Below are 15,008 nucleotides of genomic sequence, written 5' to 3' on the forward strand. Positions count from 1 at the left end.
CATGAAAAAATATAAATTCTTAACAACCAATATCTTCAAATCTTTAATGTTGATGCTTACGATCGCAGGATTGTCGGGCTGTGAAGATGTTATTGATCTGCAAACGGAAGCCGGTCCGACTCAATTGGTCGTAGATGGCTGGATAACTAATCAGCCAGGAACGCAAACCATTACCCTGACATGGTCGTCGGCTTATTTTGACAAGGACCCTATTAAGCCGGTTTTGGGTGCAAAAGTTACAGTGACGGATAATCTTGGGAAAGTATACGAATTCAAAGACAGCACCGGGACCGGAAAATATACCTGGGGCAAATTAATTTCAGATACTTTGGGACATGTTGGCGGTAAGTACACGCTCAAAATTGAACACGAACAAGAAGTTTACACCGCGAAAAACGAGATTAAAAGAGTGCCGAAAGTTGATTCTTTGGTTTATACAAATGAAACACTTCCATTTACGCCGGAAGACGGGCAAAAAACGGGTTACATAGCTGAATTCTATGCACGGGATTTTGTTGGGACGGGCGATACCTACTGGATTAAAGAAGTACTGAACGGAAAAACAAATGTTGATAAAGCGGAGAAGATATCTATTGCTTATGATGCAGCTTTTGGTGCAGGTGCTCCTTCCGATGGTTTGATTTTTATTCAGCCGCTGAGAACATCCATAACTTATGATTCCTTGTATCAGGCTGGCAGCCACGTGGGTGTCGAGTTGCATAGCATTACCAATGAAGCATTTTACTTTTTGCAGCAAATAGTAGAGCAAAGTGCAAACGGAGGCCTATTTGCCACGCCGATCGCCAACATCAAATCGAATGTAGTAAACGCAGATCCGAATGGAAGGAAAGCACTTGGGTATTTCGGCGCTTCGGCCGTGAGCAGAATGGAAACTGTTATTGATCCAAAAAAAGCACGCCCGGAAGATTGATCCGTTGAATGATCTTTAATATATTCAAACGATTTTGTAAGCCTTCTTTTTAAAGCCGTCAGAGATTATTTCTGGCGGTTTTTATTTTTATAAAAACGTCGTCAGTGATTCCTGTGCTTGATTATGCGTTCTTTTTGTATCTTGGAAACTCAATAAATCTGACTGATGAAAAATTCACTCCTTGCTCTTCTGCTCTTAACCACAATTCACGCCAATGCGCAAAAGCGTCCGCGCGATCTTGGAATTAAAATCGGTGTTTTGCCAACCGGGACTTTTAATGCTATTACGGATGTCGCCGGTGTGAAGGTTGGTCAGGTGACTTTGATCAATGGAAAAGATGTGAGGACCGGTGTTACAGCGATTTTGCCCCGGGAAGGAAATCTTTTTCAACAGAAAGTCCCGGCGGCGATTTATATCGGAAACGGTTTCGGGAAACTTGCTGGTTATTCTCAGGTTGAGGAGTTAGGGACGATGGAAACACCCATAATTTTAACAAATACATTAAGTGTTCCCACAGCCGCCGATGCTTTAATCGACTGGACGATTAATCAAAAAGGAAATGAAAATGTTCGTTCGGTAAACCCTGTGGTCGGAGAAACGAATGATGGTTTTTTGAATGATATACGCGGAAGACATGTTAAAAAGGAACATGTGTTACAGGCTTTGTCAAACGCGCAAACCGGAAAGGTGGAAGAGGGAAATGTTGGTGCCGGAACCGGAACGGTTTGTTTCAATTTTAAAGGAGGTATCGGAACATCTTCCAGGAAATTGCCTGAAAAACTTGGTGGATATACCGTTGGGGTTTTAACACAGACCAATTTTGGCGGTGTCTTAAAAGTCAATGGAGTTCCGGTTGGCGAAGAACTTGGAAAATATGCTTTCAAGGAATCGCTTGACAAATCTTCGGATGGATCTTGTATGATGATCATCGCGACGGATGCGCCATTAGATGCGAGGAATTTGAAACGATTGGCGAAACGTGCAATCATGGGTATGGCAGAAACCGGCGGCATCGCTTCCAATGGCAGTGGCGATTATGTTATAGCCTTTTCAACGGCCTACCAAATTCCGCATGAAACAAAAGAAGGAACTTCGAATGTCAGGCTTTTGCATAACGATTATATCTCTCCACTTTTCATGGCGACAATCGAGGCGACTAACGAGGCGATAATTAATTCTCTGTTTATGGCAAAAACTTCTGATGGTACGCAAGGTCATGCCGTTGAAGAATTACCGAAAGAAAAAGTCCTGGAAATCATGCGAAAATATGGCAGATTGAAGTAAAACCTGCTTATCCTTCTCGTTATTTTCTATTTGTCAAAATCTTAATTCAGATAATTATGACAAACCACTTGCGATTGTAATATTTTGGTTTAAAATTTGCGGTTTAATTGAAGACCCGAATCGTGAAGACAAAAAAAGTTATTAACCAGACAATTAGCTTACTGCTAGCCACCATGCTTCTGATGGTAGCCGGAGCTAAGTCATGGACTAATAGCAGTGATACGGTTCAGCAGTTTTCAAAAAGTGTCAAGGCGATAAAAGGCGTTTCTAATGATGTAGCGACTGGCACACCTGACGAAAACCAGGCAACCGTAAGTGCGCTTGCACTGGATGCGGTTATTACGCCTGCGATATCATTTGATTTCTCTCATTATTTTTATTTTGCTCCGCAACCCGTTTGGCAATTTATTGAAAGCCAGCAGATTGTTGAAACATCTGTCCGGGAATCGTATTTCCTGTTCTCCTGTTTCAGCAGGGTTTTTGCCAGATATATAGTCACCAACGCCCCGTGACAATACTTCGTTGATCATGTAGATTGAAGTTAATATGCCGCAAACGTATGCGACTAATACTTTTTCATCCTCAGGTCTATAATTTTTTGCATTGGACAACCCGTCCGGAATCATATCTATTTGAAAATTTCACAATTTTTACAAAACAATGACTAACAAGAATGGAATAATTGGGCTAACCGTTGTGTTGGTTCTTATTTGCGCCTATTACCTTTCTTTTACGTTCGTTTCCCGCAGCATTAAAGGAAAGGCTGAGACCTTTGCAACGGATGCATCGGGCAAAGTGGACGACAAGAAAAAGCAGCGTTACATTGATTCACTTTGGCGTGAGGAGGTATACCTGGGCCAGACTTTGCAGGAAGTTACAGAACGTGAGCTCAGCCTTGGTCTTGATCTTCAAGGTGGTATGCACGTGGTTTTGGAAGTTTCTCCTGCTGAAATTTTAAAAGGAATGGCTGGCGGAAATGCGCGTAGTGCTGCATTCCAAAAAGCTTTGGCAGCTGCACAGGCAGATAAAAAAGCGGATAACAATGCCTTCGTTAAGATTTTCGTTTCTGCATTTAAAGACGCTGCACCAAATACAAGTCTTGCAAGCGTATTTGCTACAAGTGCAAACCGTACAAAAATCAATAGCAATTCTTCTGATGGCGATGTAGTTAAAATGCTGAATACCGAAATCGACGGTGCGATTGACAGAGCATTCCAGATCACTCAGGCTCGTATAGATAAATTTGGTGTAACTAACCCGAACATTCAGCGTTTGCCAGGTACAAACCGCGTTTTGGTTGAACTTCCTGGTGTTGACAACCCGGAACGTGTTCGTCGTCTTTTGTCCGGGGCTGCGAAATTGGAATTTGCTCAGGTATATCTTACAAATGAACTGGCTCCTGCAATTGACCAGTTGGGAAGCTACCTGGCTCGTGAAGATGCCAGAGTTAAATCTGCTGGAAAACCTGCATCTGCTGCTGCATCAACGGATACAACATCAAAATCAGGTCTTAGCGGACTTGCTGCCCAGCTTGAACAGAAAGGAGATTCTTCTAAAACAGATTCATCTGCTATTGCTGCGCAAAGCGCTGCTCTGACAAGTCTTTTTGTACCAATGCCGCAAGGTTTAGGGGTATATTTGAAAGATACTGCGCGTGCAAGTGAAATTCTTTCTCGTCCGGAAGTTCGTTCTATGTTCCCTGCTGACCTTGTGTTTATGTGGGATCGTAAAGGAACTGCTGGTACAAACAATCAATTGATCCTGCCATTGTATTTTATCAAAAAACAAAATGGTCAGGCAGCTATGGAAGGTGACGTGATCGTTGATGCAACGCATGACTATGATGATCGTGGCCGTCCGGAAGTAACCATGCGTATGAATGGTGAAGGTGCTCGTAAATGGCGTACATTGACAGCCAACAGCATTGGCCGTCCGGTTGCTATTATTATCGATAATCTTGTTTATACTGCGCCAACGGTACAGGGTGAAATCCCAAATGGTAATTCAAGCATCACTGGTAACTTCACAGTTGAAGAAACAAAAGATATGTCAAATGTGCTTAAAGCGGGTAAGTTACCAGCTCCTACGCACATTGTTGAAGAAGCAATTGTTGGTTCTACGTTAGGTTCAGAAGCGATCACTGCGGGTGTTTTGTCGTCAGTAATTGGTCTTGTCGTGATCCTTGTGTTCATGGTAGCTTATTATAGCGGCGCAGGTTTTGTAGCTGATTTGACGTTACTTTTAAACCTTTTCCTTCTTTTGGGAATAATGGCTTCGCTTGGAGCGGTTCTTACGCTTTCAGGTATTGCCGGTATCGTATTGACAATTGGTATGGCCGTAGATGCTAACGTACTGATTTATGAGGGGATCAAGATTGAGATTGCAGATGGAAAGCCGTTCAAACTAGCGGTTCAGGATGGTTTCAAACATTCTATGACAGCCATCATTGACTCGAACGTAACGACACTTTTAACTGGTATCATCCTTTATACATTCGGTTCAGGACTTGTTCTTGGTTTTGCAACTACGCTTGTAATCGGTTTGCTTACTTCTTTATTTACTGCAATATTTATTACAAGATTGTTCCTTGAATATCAGATCAGTCATGGTAAGGTTTATAAATTCTATTCAGGATTGAGTAAAAACTGGTTCAAGGATAATAATTTCGACTTCGTTTCCCAACGCCGCCGTTTCTATATCATTTCCTCGGCCATTATGGTTATTGGCGTTGGTTCTTTCATCTTCAAAGGGTTTGGTTTAGGTATCGATTTTAAAGGTGGACGTTCTTATGTTGTTCGTTTTGATAAAAATGTTGAGACTGACGAAGTACGTGAAGTAATGGGAAAAGAACTTGATGGATCGCCGGAAGTAAAAACTTTTGGTGGATTTGATCAGGTAAAAATTACGACGGATTATCTGATTGAAGACACTGCGCCTGATGCTGATCAGAAAGCAGAAGCGAAAATCATCGAAGGTATTTCCAAAGTGAAGGGCAATAGTGGAAAAATCGTTAGTTCAAATAAGGTAGGCCCTACGATTGCCTATGACACAATGATCAATGCGTTGTATGCGATTCTTTTGGCTTTGGCAGCCAACTTTGTTTACATCTTCCTGCGATTCAAACGACTTGCATTTAGTTATGGAGCAGTTGTGTCTCTTGCTCATGATGTGATTATCCTGCTTGCAGTTTATTCATTGTTCAACGGATGGTTGCCATTCTCATTGGATATTGATCAGGCATTTATCGGAGCTATCCTGACCATGATCGGTTATTCTATGAATGACACGGTTGTAATTTATGACAGAATCCGTGATTATCTGAAAGACGATAAGGCAACGACTGAAACCTTGCCAACGATTATCAACAACGCCTTGAACAGTACTTTAAGCCGTACAGCAGTTACGGGTATCTCTGTAATGCTTGTATTGATCGTATTGATGGTATTTGGTGGTGAAGTAATTCGTGGATTTACATTTTGTATGTTACTTGGTGTAATTGTAGGTACATATTCTTCCCTATTCGTTGCTGCACCGATCGTTGTAGATATTTTACAACGTGAAAAAATCAAAAACGCTTCTTTGGTAACAGTGGACACTGCAGCCGCAGCTGCTAATGCGAAAGGCGTTAAAGCATAAGTGATTTAGATAATAAAAGGGGGAAAGTATTTTACTTTCCCCCTTTTATTTTTAAGCTAAGATGGACTTAGCAAATTTTATTTTAGTTTTATACGATATTGAAATAACAACTACAATCAGAAATACTATATGGCAAATCAACTTTGGGTAAAAAAGCCAATTGAAAAATTAATGCTCGAGTCGAGTGGGGAAGGTAACGAGTTAAAACGATCTCTGAGTTCGACAAGTCTGATAGCACTGGGTATTGGTGCGATTATCGGCGCTGGTCTTTTTTCCCTTACAGGAATTGCAGCCGCAGAACATGCCGGGCCTGCTGTAACAATTTCATTTATTCTTGCTGCCGTTGGTTGTGGGTTTGCAGGTTTGTGTTATGCTGAATTTGCTTCAATGATCCCGATCGCGGGAAGTGCCTACACCTATTCTTATGCAACCATGGGCGAATTTGTTGCCTGGATTATCGGATGGGACCTTGTTCTGGAATATGCCCTGGGTGCAGCCACAGTTTCGGTGAGCTGGTCGCGTTATTTGCTGGAATTTTTAAGCTCTTTTGGCATTCATCTTCCTTCGCAACTGGTTTGTTCTCCATACGAAGTTGTAAAATTAAGCGATGGCACTATTATCGATAACGGTATCGTAAACTTGCCTGCGATCCTTATTATTTGGGTATTATCATTGCTTTTGATCAGAGGTACACAAGGATCTGCTTTCCTTAATAATATTCTTGTTTGTGTAAAAGTTGCCGTGGTTTTGGTTTTCATTGCATTGGGATGGAGCCATATCGATCCACAAAATTATGTACCCTACATTCCGGAAAATACGGGGAACTATGAAAACTTTGGCTGGTCTGGTATCGCTACGGGTGCTGCGGTTGTATTCTTTGCGTTTATCGGTTTCGATGCCGTTTCTACTGCTGCGCAGGAAGCTAAAAACCCACAGAAGGGTATGCCAATCGGTATCCTTGGTTCACTTGTTATCTGTACTTTGCTTTACGTTCTTTTCGCTCACGTGATGACTGGTTTAGTGAAATATACTGAATTCGCGAATGATGCAAAACCTGCTGCTACTGCCTTTGCAAAAACAGGTTATGATACACTTCAGACTGGTTTGATTATTGCAATTCTTGCAGGTTACACATCGGTAATGCTTGTGATGCTTTTAGGACAAAGTCGTGTGTTTTATTCTATGAGCAGAGATGGTCTGCTTCCAAAATTCTTCAGCGCGGTTCACCCAAAGTTCAGCACACCGTGGAAAACCAACCTTTTCTTTATGATTTTCGTAAGTCTTTTTTCAGGACTTGTACCTGTTAGTGACTTAGGGCATATGGTTAGTATTGGTACGTTATTCGCATTCTGTCTGGTTTGCGTAGGTGTTTGGATGCTTCGCGTTAAACGTCCAGATCTTAAACGTTCATTCCGTACGCCGTTGGTTCCTTTTGTACCAATTATGGGAATCGTGGTTTGTTTATATCTGATGTATTCTTTGCCGATCGAAAGCTGGTATCGTCTTGCAATCTGGCTGGCACTTGGCTTGGCTGTATATTTCGGATATGGAAGGAAAAACAGTAAGCTTTCGAATGAATAACGTCGGCTATAGGCTATCAGCAATCAGATCTATTACCTCGAAATAATAAAAAAAGTCCTTACATCCGGAACCGGAATTGTAAGGACTTTTTTATTTTCCGAAAGCCGAAAGCCGAAAGCCGAAAGCCGAAAGCCGAAAGCCGAAAGCCGAAAGCCGAAAGCCGCTTAAATTCTCGCCAAAACTCTTTCTGATACAGTTTGCCCGATCGACAGCGAGGAAGTGGCAGCAGGTGAAGGTGCGTTGCAAACATTGATAGCGCCCTTGTTTTCAATGATTGAGAAGTCGTCCAACAAACCACCGTCATAATCACAGGCCTGCGCCCGAACGCCTGCACCGCCCGGAATCAAGTCATCGCTTTGTATTTCCGGAATCATTTCCTGCAATGCTTTTGTAAATGCCGCTTTGGAAAAAGAGCGGTAATATTCTCCCATTCCCGTTTTCCAGTACTTGATTGCCACTTTTCTGAAACCTGGCCAGGCCAGTGATTCGAGCATTTCCGGCACGTTGATATCGGTTTTTTTGTAGCCTTCTCGTTTAAATGCAAAGACAGCATTTGGTCCCGCTTCCACGCCGCCTTCGATCATTCTTGTAAAGTGAACGCCTAAAAATGGAAAATTTGGATCAGGAACTGGGTATATAAGATTTTTGACCAAATGATGTTTTTCCGGGCGGATTTTATAATATTCTCCTCTGAAAGGAATGATCCTTACTTTGATCTCTTCGGGTTGTGTCAACTGCGCTACTTTATCAGAATACAAGCCGGCACAATTAACAATAAGCCGAGTAGTGTAGGCATTACCTGAGGCAGTGATCACTTCACTTGAAGCATTCTGGTTTTTTATATTTACAACTTTTTCCTGAAACCGAATTTCACCGCCAAGTCGTTGAAACTTTTCAGCATATTTTTGGCTGACAGCTGTATAATCAATGATACCGGTATAAGGCACCCAAATGCCCTCCAAGCTATTTACATGCGGCTCTCTTTCACGAATCTCTTCTTTCGAAATCATCCGGTTTTGGGTTAAACCGTTTTGCATTCCACGATCATAAAGATTCTTTAACAGCGGAACTTGCTCAGGTTTGGTAGCAACCACAATTTTTCCGCAAAGATCATAAGGAACACTTTCCTGATCACAAAAATCCAGAAGCATTTCATAACCGCGAATACAATTCGTTGCCTTTAGACTTCCTGGCTTGTAATAAAGTCCGGAGTGAATTACGCCGCTATTATGTCCAGTCTGATGTTTTGCAACGCCACTTTCCTTTTCAAGAAGCAGCAATTTTAAGGAAGGTTTTTGTTCTTTGATACGAAGGGCTGTGGCCAGGCCTACAATCCCACCGCCTACAACGATGATATCATACATGCGACATGAATTCTTTTTTGCAAAGAAACAGCTTGGAGATCAATAATGCTGTATTAAAACAGGAATCATAAATTTTTATTTAATTCCGGTAAAAGCCCTTATCCCGGAAATGAAATCTTTCCCATGGAAACACTCGGTACCCCTTCCCGATCACCAAAATTCATTCCGGAACCAGCTATCGTCTCATTCGCCAACACTGCAAATAATACTGCTTCTTTGGCATCTCCTGACACGCCCAATTCATCAATCAAGCTAAGCTGGCAATTCGGTAATTGTTCCCGAATGGAGGCCATGAGCACAGGATTATGAGCTCCGCCGCCACTTGCATAAATTTTGTAAATTTCGCCAGGTTTCATTACACGCTGGATCGCACTGGAAATAGTATCGGCACTAAATCGGGTGAGTGTTGCAAGAATATCTTCCGGTGAAATTTCCTGTAAATTATTCTGGTCAATCATACTGCTGATAAAATCAATATTAAATACTTCCGGACCGGTTGTTTTTGGAAACGGAGCTTCAAAAAATGCGAGTGACTTCAATGCTTCCAACAGATCGTTATTAATATTTCCACTGGCTGCGATAAGTCCATCCTCGTCATAAGGTTTACCAAAATATTTTCTGGTGAAAGCATCAATCAAAGTATTTCCCGGACCGGTATCAGTTGTGAAAATAGCGGATGGATCCAAGGAACCGGGTAAAAATGTGAAGTTTGCGATGCCGCCCATATTGAGCAAAATCCTGTTTTCTCCCTTTTCAGAAAATAAAAAATAATCTCCGTAAACAGCCAAAGGAGCACCTTCACCGCCGGCAGCAATATGTTTTTGCCGAAAATCACTCAGTGTTATAATATTCGTGGTAACCGCAATATGATCGCCATCTCCAATCTGTAAAGTGGAATTAGGGAAATCCGGAAGGTTATGCTGTTTTTTAGGTGCGTGAAAAACCGTCTGCCCGTGGCTTGCAATCAGGTCAATTTCTTCTGCCGATACGTTCCATTTTTTCAAACAATCAAGAATCATATCGCCATGCGCGATACCGATCAGCGGATTAAGCACGCATAAATGCTGGAAATCAATTTCGCGTTTGGCAAATATTTCTCTGATACTATTTCTAAATGATTCGGTAAAAGGAACAGTTGTAAAATGTTCTATTTTGAGAATGGTATCAATTCCGCTTCCCTGAACGTTACAAAGCGCAACATCAAGTCCGTCCAGTGAAGTACCGGACATTAATCCTATGATGCGCCTGGAAGGCTTACTGGCAATGTCTGCCAGACGAATTACGTGATTTTTCAAGAGTTTAGAATTTTAGGCTGGCTGTAAAAGAAAATAAGCTGCAAAATATCATTTTTGCAGCTTATTTTCTTGTTTTTATTGAGGTGTAGAAGGCGTAGTTGCCTGTGGTGGTTTGGCACCCCGGTTTTTATTACCACTCCTGTTTTTCTTCTTTTTCTTCTTTTTCTGTTCCTCGCTATATTTGCGGTCAAGGTTGGCCAGATCGCTGTTCAACGACTGCGCTCCTTTTTCGATTTTCTTTTCCGGTTCCGGGGTCAGAATTTCAAGCGATTCAGGGATAATATCCTTTTTGTTCAAATCGATGATTTCAAGTACTTTATCAATCGCAACCGGATACCAGTTTGTGTCTTTTTCAAAACCAAACCACATGATCTTCCTGAAAATATCAGTCTTTTGAAGCGTTGCGACCCCTTTTTTCGTTTTCAAAGGCGCGTCGATTGTCGGGATATCTCTTAATGCATCGATATAAGTTTCGAGCTCATAGTTCAGACAACACTTCAACCGACCACATTGTCCTGAAAGTTTTGCAGGATTCAGCGAAAGGTTTTGATAACGCGCTGCTGACGTCGAGATATTCTTAAAATCCGTAAGCCAGGTTGAACAGCAAAGTTCACGTCCGCAAGAACCTAAACCACCCAGGCGGCTCGCTTCCTGACGAAGGCTGATCTGTCTCATCTCGATCCTGACCTTAAATTCAGACGCAAGAGATTTGATCAGTTCCCGGAAATCTACACGTTCCTCAGACGAATAGTAAAACGTAGTTTTGGTATTATCCGACTGAAATTCAACGTCAGATAACTTCATGTTCAGTTTCATCTCACGGATAATTTCCCGTGTACGATATAGCGTCGGCATTTCTCTTGCCATCGCCTGCGTATGTTTATCCAAATCTTTCTCGTTGGCGACTCTGTAAATAACATGAATGTCATCACTGATCGCAACGTTTTTACGCTTCATCTGAAGGCGTACAAGTTCACCTTGCAGAGACACAGTCCCTATATGCTGGCCGGAGGCCATTTCACAAACAACGTAGTCACCTGTGACAAAGTCTACCTGATTTATATTACGGAAATATTCTTTTCGTCCGCCTTTAAATTTTACTTCAACAACGTCAAACTTCTGACTTGCAGGCACATCCATGTGGCTGAGCCAGTCGAAAACGTTCATTTTATTACATCCACCTGTACCACAGGTTCCATTACTTCCACATCCTGAGACGGCCGATCCTTCTTTAGTACCGCACCCGCCGGATGCACATGATCCACATCCCATAGTTCATCGTCTTCATCAAGAGTTATAACGAATTAAATCCATACCGATGTCGTGTCTGAAATATTTTCCCTCAAACTGTATAGCTTGCGCAGCACGCTGCGACTTATGAACCGCATTTTCAAGCGAATTGGCAACGCCGGTCAAAACCATAACCCTGCCGCCATTCGTCACGACTTCGGTATTTGCATTAAATGTAGTTCCTGCATGAAACAGAAATACATCTTCAACCTTTTCCTTTCCGGAAATTACTTTGCCTGTTTCATAATCTCCCGGGTATCCACCAGATACCAGAACAGTCGTCACTGCGACCTGAGGGGAGATATTCATTTCGATATCCTGTAAAGTACCTTTAGCGGTTGCTGCCAGAAGTATAAGGAAATCAGACTGAATACGTGGCAAAACTACTTCTGTTTCAGGATCGCCCATACGCACATTGTATTCAATAACGTAAGGTTCACCTTTGATATTCATTAAACCGATAAATATGAATCCTACATATTTAATTCCTTCACTTTTTAAACCGTGAAGTGTTGGCTTAACAACTTTTTCTTCAACTTTTCTTAAAAAATTAGCATCCGCGAAAGCAACAGGTGAAACGGCACCCATTCCTCCGGTATTAAGTCCGGTATCGTTTTCTCCAATTCTCTTATAATCCTTTGCTTCCGGCAAGATTTTATAGTTCTCTCCATCACAAAGCACAAACACTGACAATTCTATTCCTTTGAGGAATTGCTCAATAACAACTTTATTTCCTGCCGATCCAAATTTACCATCAACAAGCATCTCCGTGAATGCATCTTGCGCATCCTTATGTTTCTCGGCAATGATCACACCTTTTCCGGCCGCAAGACCGTCCGCTTTCAACACAATTGGCAACGGATGGCTTTCAAGATATTCAAGTCCGGTTTCCAGAGTTTCAGCCGTAAAAGTTCGGGATGAAGCAGTCGGGATTCCGTATTTCTGCATAAACTGTTTGGAAAAATCCTTGCTCCCTTCCAGTTGTGCACCGGCCTTATTAGGCCCGATTATTTTTATTTTACTAAGATCAGGGCGGCTTTCAAAATAATCAACAACGCCATTTACCAAAGGTTCTTCCGGCCCTACAATCACCAATTCGATTTCATTTTCAATAACAGCTGCTGCAACCGAATCAAAATCATTGTACGAAATCGGCAGGTTTGTTGCTATTTCCGCAGTACCGGCGTTTCCCGGTGCTACAAACAAATTGTCACAAAGAGGGCTTTGGGCTATTTTCCAGGCAAAAGCGTGCTCTCGGCCTCCTGAGCCCAATATAAGTATATTCATAACTTTGATAAAAATAATTCTGACAGACTGTTAGGGTAACAGGCAAATTCCTTGCCTGTATGTGAACTAGTTTGCCAATTCCGATAAAAACTTAATACGCATCAACCTTAATTCCTCTTCGCTAACGTCGTCGTTCGAAAATTCATCTAATGCGGCTGCAATGTTATCTGTTTCAGCATTCATGAAATAATCATAAATATCCTGCTGTCTTTCTTTATCAATGACCTGATTAATATAGTAGTCAAGATTTAATTTTGTTCCAGAATAACAAATATGTTCAACTTCTTCAATGATATCGCTCAGGGCCATATCTTTTACATCAGCGATCTCGTCCAGACTAACTTTTCTGTCAACCTGCGAAATGATAAAAATCTTGATCTTGGATTTGTTGACGGTCGATTTAATTACGACATCCTTCGCCGTTTCAATATCATTCTCTTCTACATACCGCGTGATCAGATCAATAAATTGACGACCGAACTTCTGCACTTTACCCATCCCGACCCCGTTAATCTGGGCCATTTCCTGTTGCGTGGTTGGATAGGTAGTCGCCATTTCTTCCATAGACGGATCCTGGAAAATAACATAAGGAGGCAAATCCTTTTCTTTTGCAACTTTTTTACGAAGTGCTTTCAGCATACCTAAAAGCGCCTCATCGTATGCATGCGCACTACCGCCGGCTACGGAATCTGCACTGTCATCTTCAACTTTTACCTCTTCTTCTTCGAAGTTATGGTCTTTGTGAAGCGTTACAGGATAAGGATCATTGATGTAATTAAGCCCTTTTTCACCAATCTTGATAATACCGTAATTTTCAAGATCTTTTTCAAGATAATTCAAAATTACCAGTTGACGGATTGTCGAGAGCCAGTATTCACGCGACTCATTCATTTCCAGCCCTTTGCCAAAAACATCCAGCTTGTCATGCTCATAACTGCGGACATACTGATTATCTGTCGCCGTGATCAGATCAGTAATATGATCTCCGTCAAAACGCTGCTCAGTCAATTGAACTGCACGAAGAACCAGTACGACCTCCTCCTGAACTTTTCTTTTCTCCGTCGGTTTCAGACAATTGTCACAGAAGCCGCAATCCTTATCAAGATACTCTCCAAAATAACTTAAAAGCTGTCTTCTGCGGCAAACACCCAAAGTCGAATAAGCTACCATTTCATTTAACAAATGGCGTGCGTTGTCTCGTTCGGTAACCGTTTTGTCTTTATTGAATTTTTCCAGCTTTTGAATATCGTCGTAGCTGTAAAACATCAGACAGTTACCTTCCAGACCATCACGTCCGGCGCGGCCCGTTTCCTGATAGTATCCTTCCAGCGATTTTGGCACATCATAGTGAATCACAAAACGAACATCCGGCTTATCAATCCCCATTCCAAAGGCAATTGTGGCAACGATTACGTCTACTTCTTCATTCAAAAACGCATCCTGATTAGCCATACGCGTGTTGCTGTCCAGTCCGGCGTGGTATGGAAGTGCTTTTACGTCATTAACAGAGAGCAGTTCGGCAATTTCCTCAACTGTTTTGCGGCTCAAACAATATACGATACCAGACTTACCCTTGTTGTTGCGGACATATCGGATAAGTTGTTTCTTGGTATCTTTTTTTGCGCGTATTTCGTAATAAAGATTTTTACGGTTAAAAGAGGATTTAAAGGTTTCAGCTTCCTCCATTTGCAGGTTTTTGCGGATATCCTGCTGAACTTTGGGCGTAGCGGTAGCCGTCAAAGCGATAATTGGAAGATTACCGATATTCTCAATAATACCGTAAATGCGGCGGTATTCCGGCCGGAAATCATGCCCCCATTCGGAAATACAGTGCGCTTCATCAATTGCGACAAAAGATATTTTTACTCTTTTCAGAAATTCCAGATTCTCTTCTTTCGTCAAAGATTCGGGCGCTATGTAAAGCAACTTCAGACTACCGTCTAATGCGTCATTTTTTACGCGGGTCATTTCCGCCTTCGTCAGCGTCGAATTTAAGAATTGCGCGTTAATACCAAACGCAGTCAATTGATCGACCTGATTTTTCATCAGCGCAATAAGTGGTGATATAACAATGGTCATACCATCCGTAACCAGTGCAGGCAACTGGTAGCAAAGCGATTTTCCTGCTCCGGTTGGCATAATAACAAATGTATTTTTGCCTAACAGGATGTTTTGAATTATTACTTCTTGCTCTCCCCGGAACTGACTGTAACCAAATATTTCTTTGAGTCTTTCTTTTAACGTGTCTAAAACGACATTATCAACCTGCTTTACCATACTTTGTCAACAAAATGGATATCCCAAAGTTCTCTATCTTTGCCTTTGATCTTAATAATTGGA

General features: G+C 41.9%; 10 protein-coding genes. 5 read left to right on the forward strand and 5 right to left on the reverse strand.

The window, feature by feature from the left end:
- Window position 1 precedes the first annotated feature (1 nt).
- The 5 genes from L0657_RS14815 to L0657_RS14835 all read left to right on the forward strand — a co-directional run bounded on the left by L0657_RS14815 (window position 2) and on the right by L0657_RS14835 (window position 7,432).
- On the forward strand, window positions 2–931 hold the full coding sequence (locus tag L0657_RS14815; RefSeq protein ID WP_235151581.1) for a DUF4249 domain-containing protein: 930 nt from the start codon (window positions 2–4) through the stop codon (window positions 929–931).
- Window positions 932–1,096: 165 nt separating this feature from the next.
- Window positions 1,097–2,215, forward strand: a complete 1,119-nt coding sequence (locus L0657_RS14820; protein WP_235151582.1) for a P1 family peptidase — start codon at window positions 1,097–1,099, stop codon at window positions 2,213–2,215.
- Between the two features lie 122 nt (window positions 2,216–2,337).
- Entirely contained in the window at window positions 2,338–2,727 is a 390-nt protein-coding gene (locus L0657_RS14825) for a hypothetical protein (protein ID WP_235151583.1), read from the forward strand.
- Window positions 2,728–2,875: 148 nt separating this feature from the next.
- Window positions 2,876–5,851: a protein translocase subunit SecDF gene (gene secDF / locus L0657_RS14830; RefSeq protein ID WP_235151584.1), complete on the forward strand. Its 2,976-nt coding sequence runs from the start codon at window positions 2,876–2,878 to the stop codon at window positions 5,849–5,851.
- Window positions 5,852–5,980: 129 nt separating this feature from the next.
- On the forward strand, window positions 5,981–7,432 hold the full coding sequence (locus tag L0657_RS14835) for an amino acid permease (RefSeq protein ID WP_235151585.1): 1,452 nt from the start codon (window positions 5,981–5,983) through the stop codon (window positions 7,430–7,432).
- Between the two features lie 164 nt (window positions 7,433–7,596).
- Here the strand turns inward: L0657_RS14835 and lhgO are convergent, their stop codons facing one another.
- From lhgO to recQ, 5 genes are all read right to left on the reverse strand, one after another.
- The gene (lhgO, locus tag L0657_RS14840; RefSeq protein WP_235151586.1) at window positions 7,597–8,796 is read right to left on the reverse strand and encodes an L-2-hydroxyglutarate oxidase; all 1,200 of its coding nucleotides are present in this window, start codon (window positions 8,794–8,796) and stop codon (window positions 7,597–7,599) included.
- 98 nt (window positions 8,797–8,894) lie between these two features.
- Window positions 8,895–10,091, reverse strand: a complete 1,197-nt coding sequence (locus L0657_RS14845; protein WP_235151587.1) for an anhydro-N-acetylmuramic acid kinase — start codon at window positions 10,089–10,091, stop codon at window positions 8,895–8,897.
- Between the two features lie 75 nt (window positions 10,092–10,166).
- Entirely contained in the window at window positions 10,167–11,363 is a 1,197-nt protein-coding gene (locus L0657_RS14850; RefSeq protein WP_235151588.1) for a regulatory iron-sulfur-containing complex subunit RicT, read from the reverse strand.
- A gap of 15 nt (window positions 11,364–11,378) precedes the next feature.
- A complete protein-coding gene (purD, locus tag L0657_RS14855; protein ID WP_235151589.1) occupies window positions 11,379–12,668 on the reverse strand; it encodes a phosphoribosylamine--glycine ligase in 1,290 nt (429 codons plus the stop codon).
- 66 nt (window positions 12,669–12,734) lie between these two features.
- A complete protein-coding gene (gene recQ / locus L0657_RS14860) occupies window positions 12,735–14,945 on the reverse strand; it encodes a DNA helicase RecQ (RefSeq protein ID WP_235151590.1) in 2,211 nt (736 codons plus the stop codon).
- Window positions 14,946–15,008: the final 63 nt, after the last annotated feature.

It is taken from the genome of Dyadobacter sp. CY345 (genome assembly GCF_021502725.1).
Lineage (GTDB): Bacteria > Bacteroidota > Bacteroidia > Cytophagales > Spirosomataceae > Dyadobacter.

Bases quoted from the DNA above. Each gene is read 5' to 3' on its own strand.
- L0657_RS14815 (WP_235151581.1), top strand. From the start codon at position 2: ATGAAAAAATATAAATTCTTAACAACCAATATCTTCAAATCTTTAATG.
- purD (WP_235151589.1), bottom strand. From the start codon at position 12,668: ATGAATATACTTATATTGGGCTCAGGAGGCCGAGAGCACGCTTTTGCC.
- secDF (WP_235151584.1), top strand. From the start codon at position 2,876: ATGACTAACAAGAATGGAATAATTGGGCTAACCGTTGTGTTGGTTCTT.
- recQ (WP_235151590.1), bottom strand. From the start codon at position 14,945: ATGGTAAAGCAGGTTGATAATGTCGTTTTAGACACGTTAAAAGAAAGA.
- lhgO (WP_235151586.1), bottom strand. From the start codon at position 8,796: ATGTATGATATCATCGTTGTAGGCGGTGGGATTGTAGGCCTGGCCACA.
- L0657_RS14850 (WP_235151588.1), bottom strand. From the start codon at position 11,363: ATGGGATGTGGATCATGTGCATCCGGCGGGTGCGGTACTAAAGAAGGA.
- L0657_RS14835 (WP_235151585.1), top strand. From the start codon at position 5,981: ATGGCAAATCAACTTTGGGTAAAAAAGCCAATTGAAAAATTAATGCTC.
- L0657_RS14820 (WP_235151582.1), top strand. From the start codon at position 1,097: ATGAAAAATTCACTCCTTGCTCTTCTGCTCTTAACCACAATTCACGCC.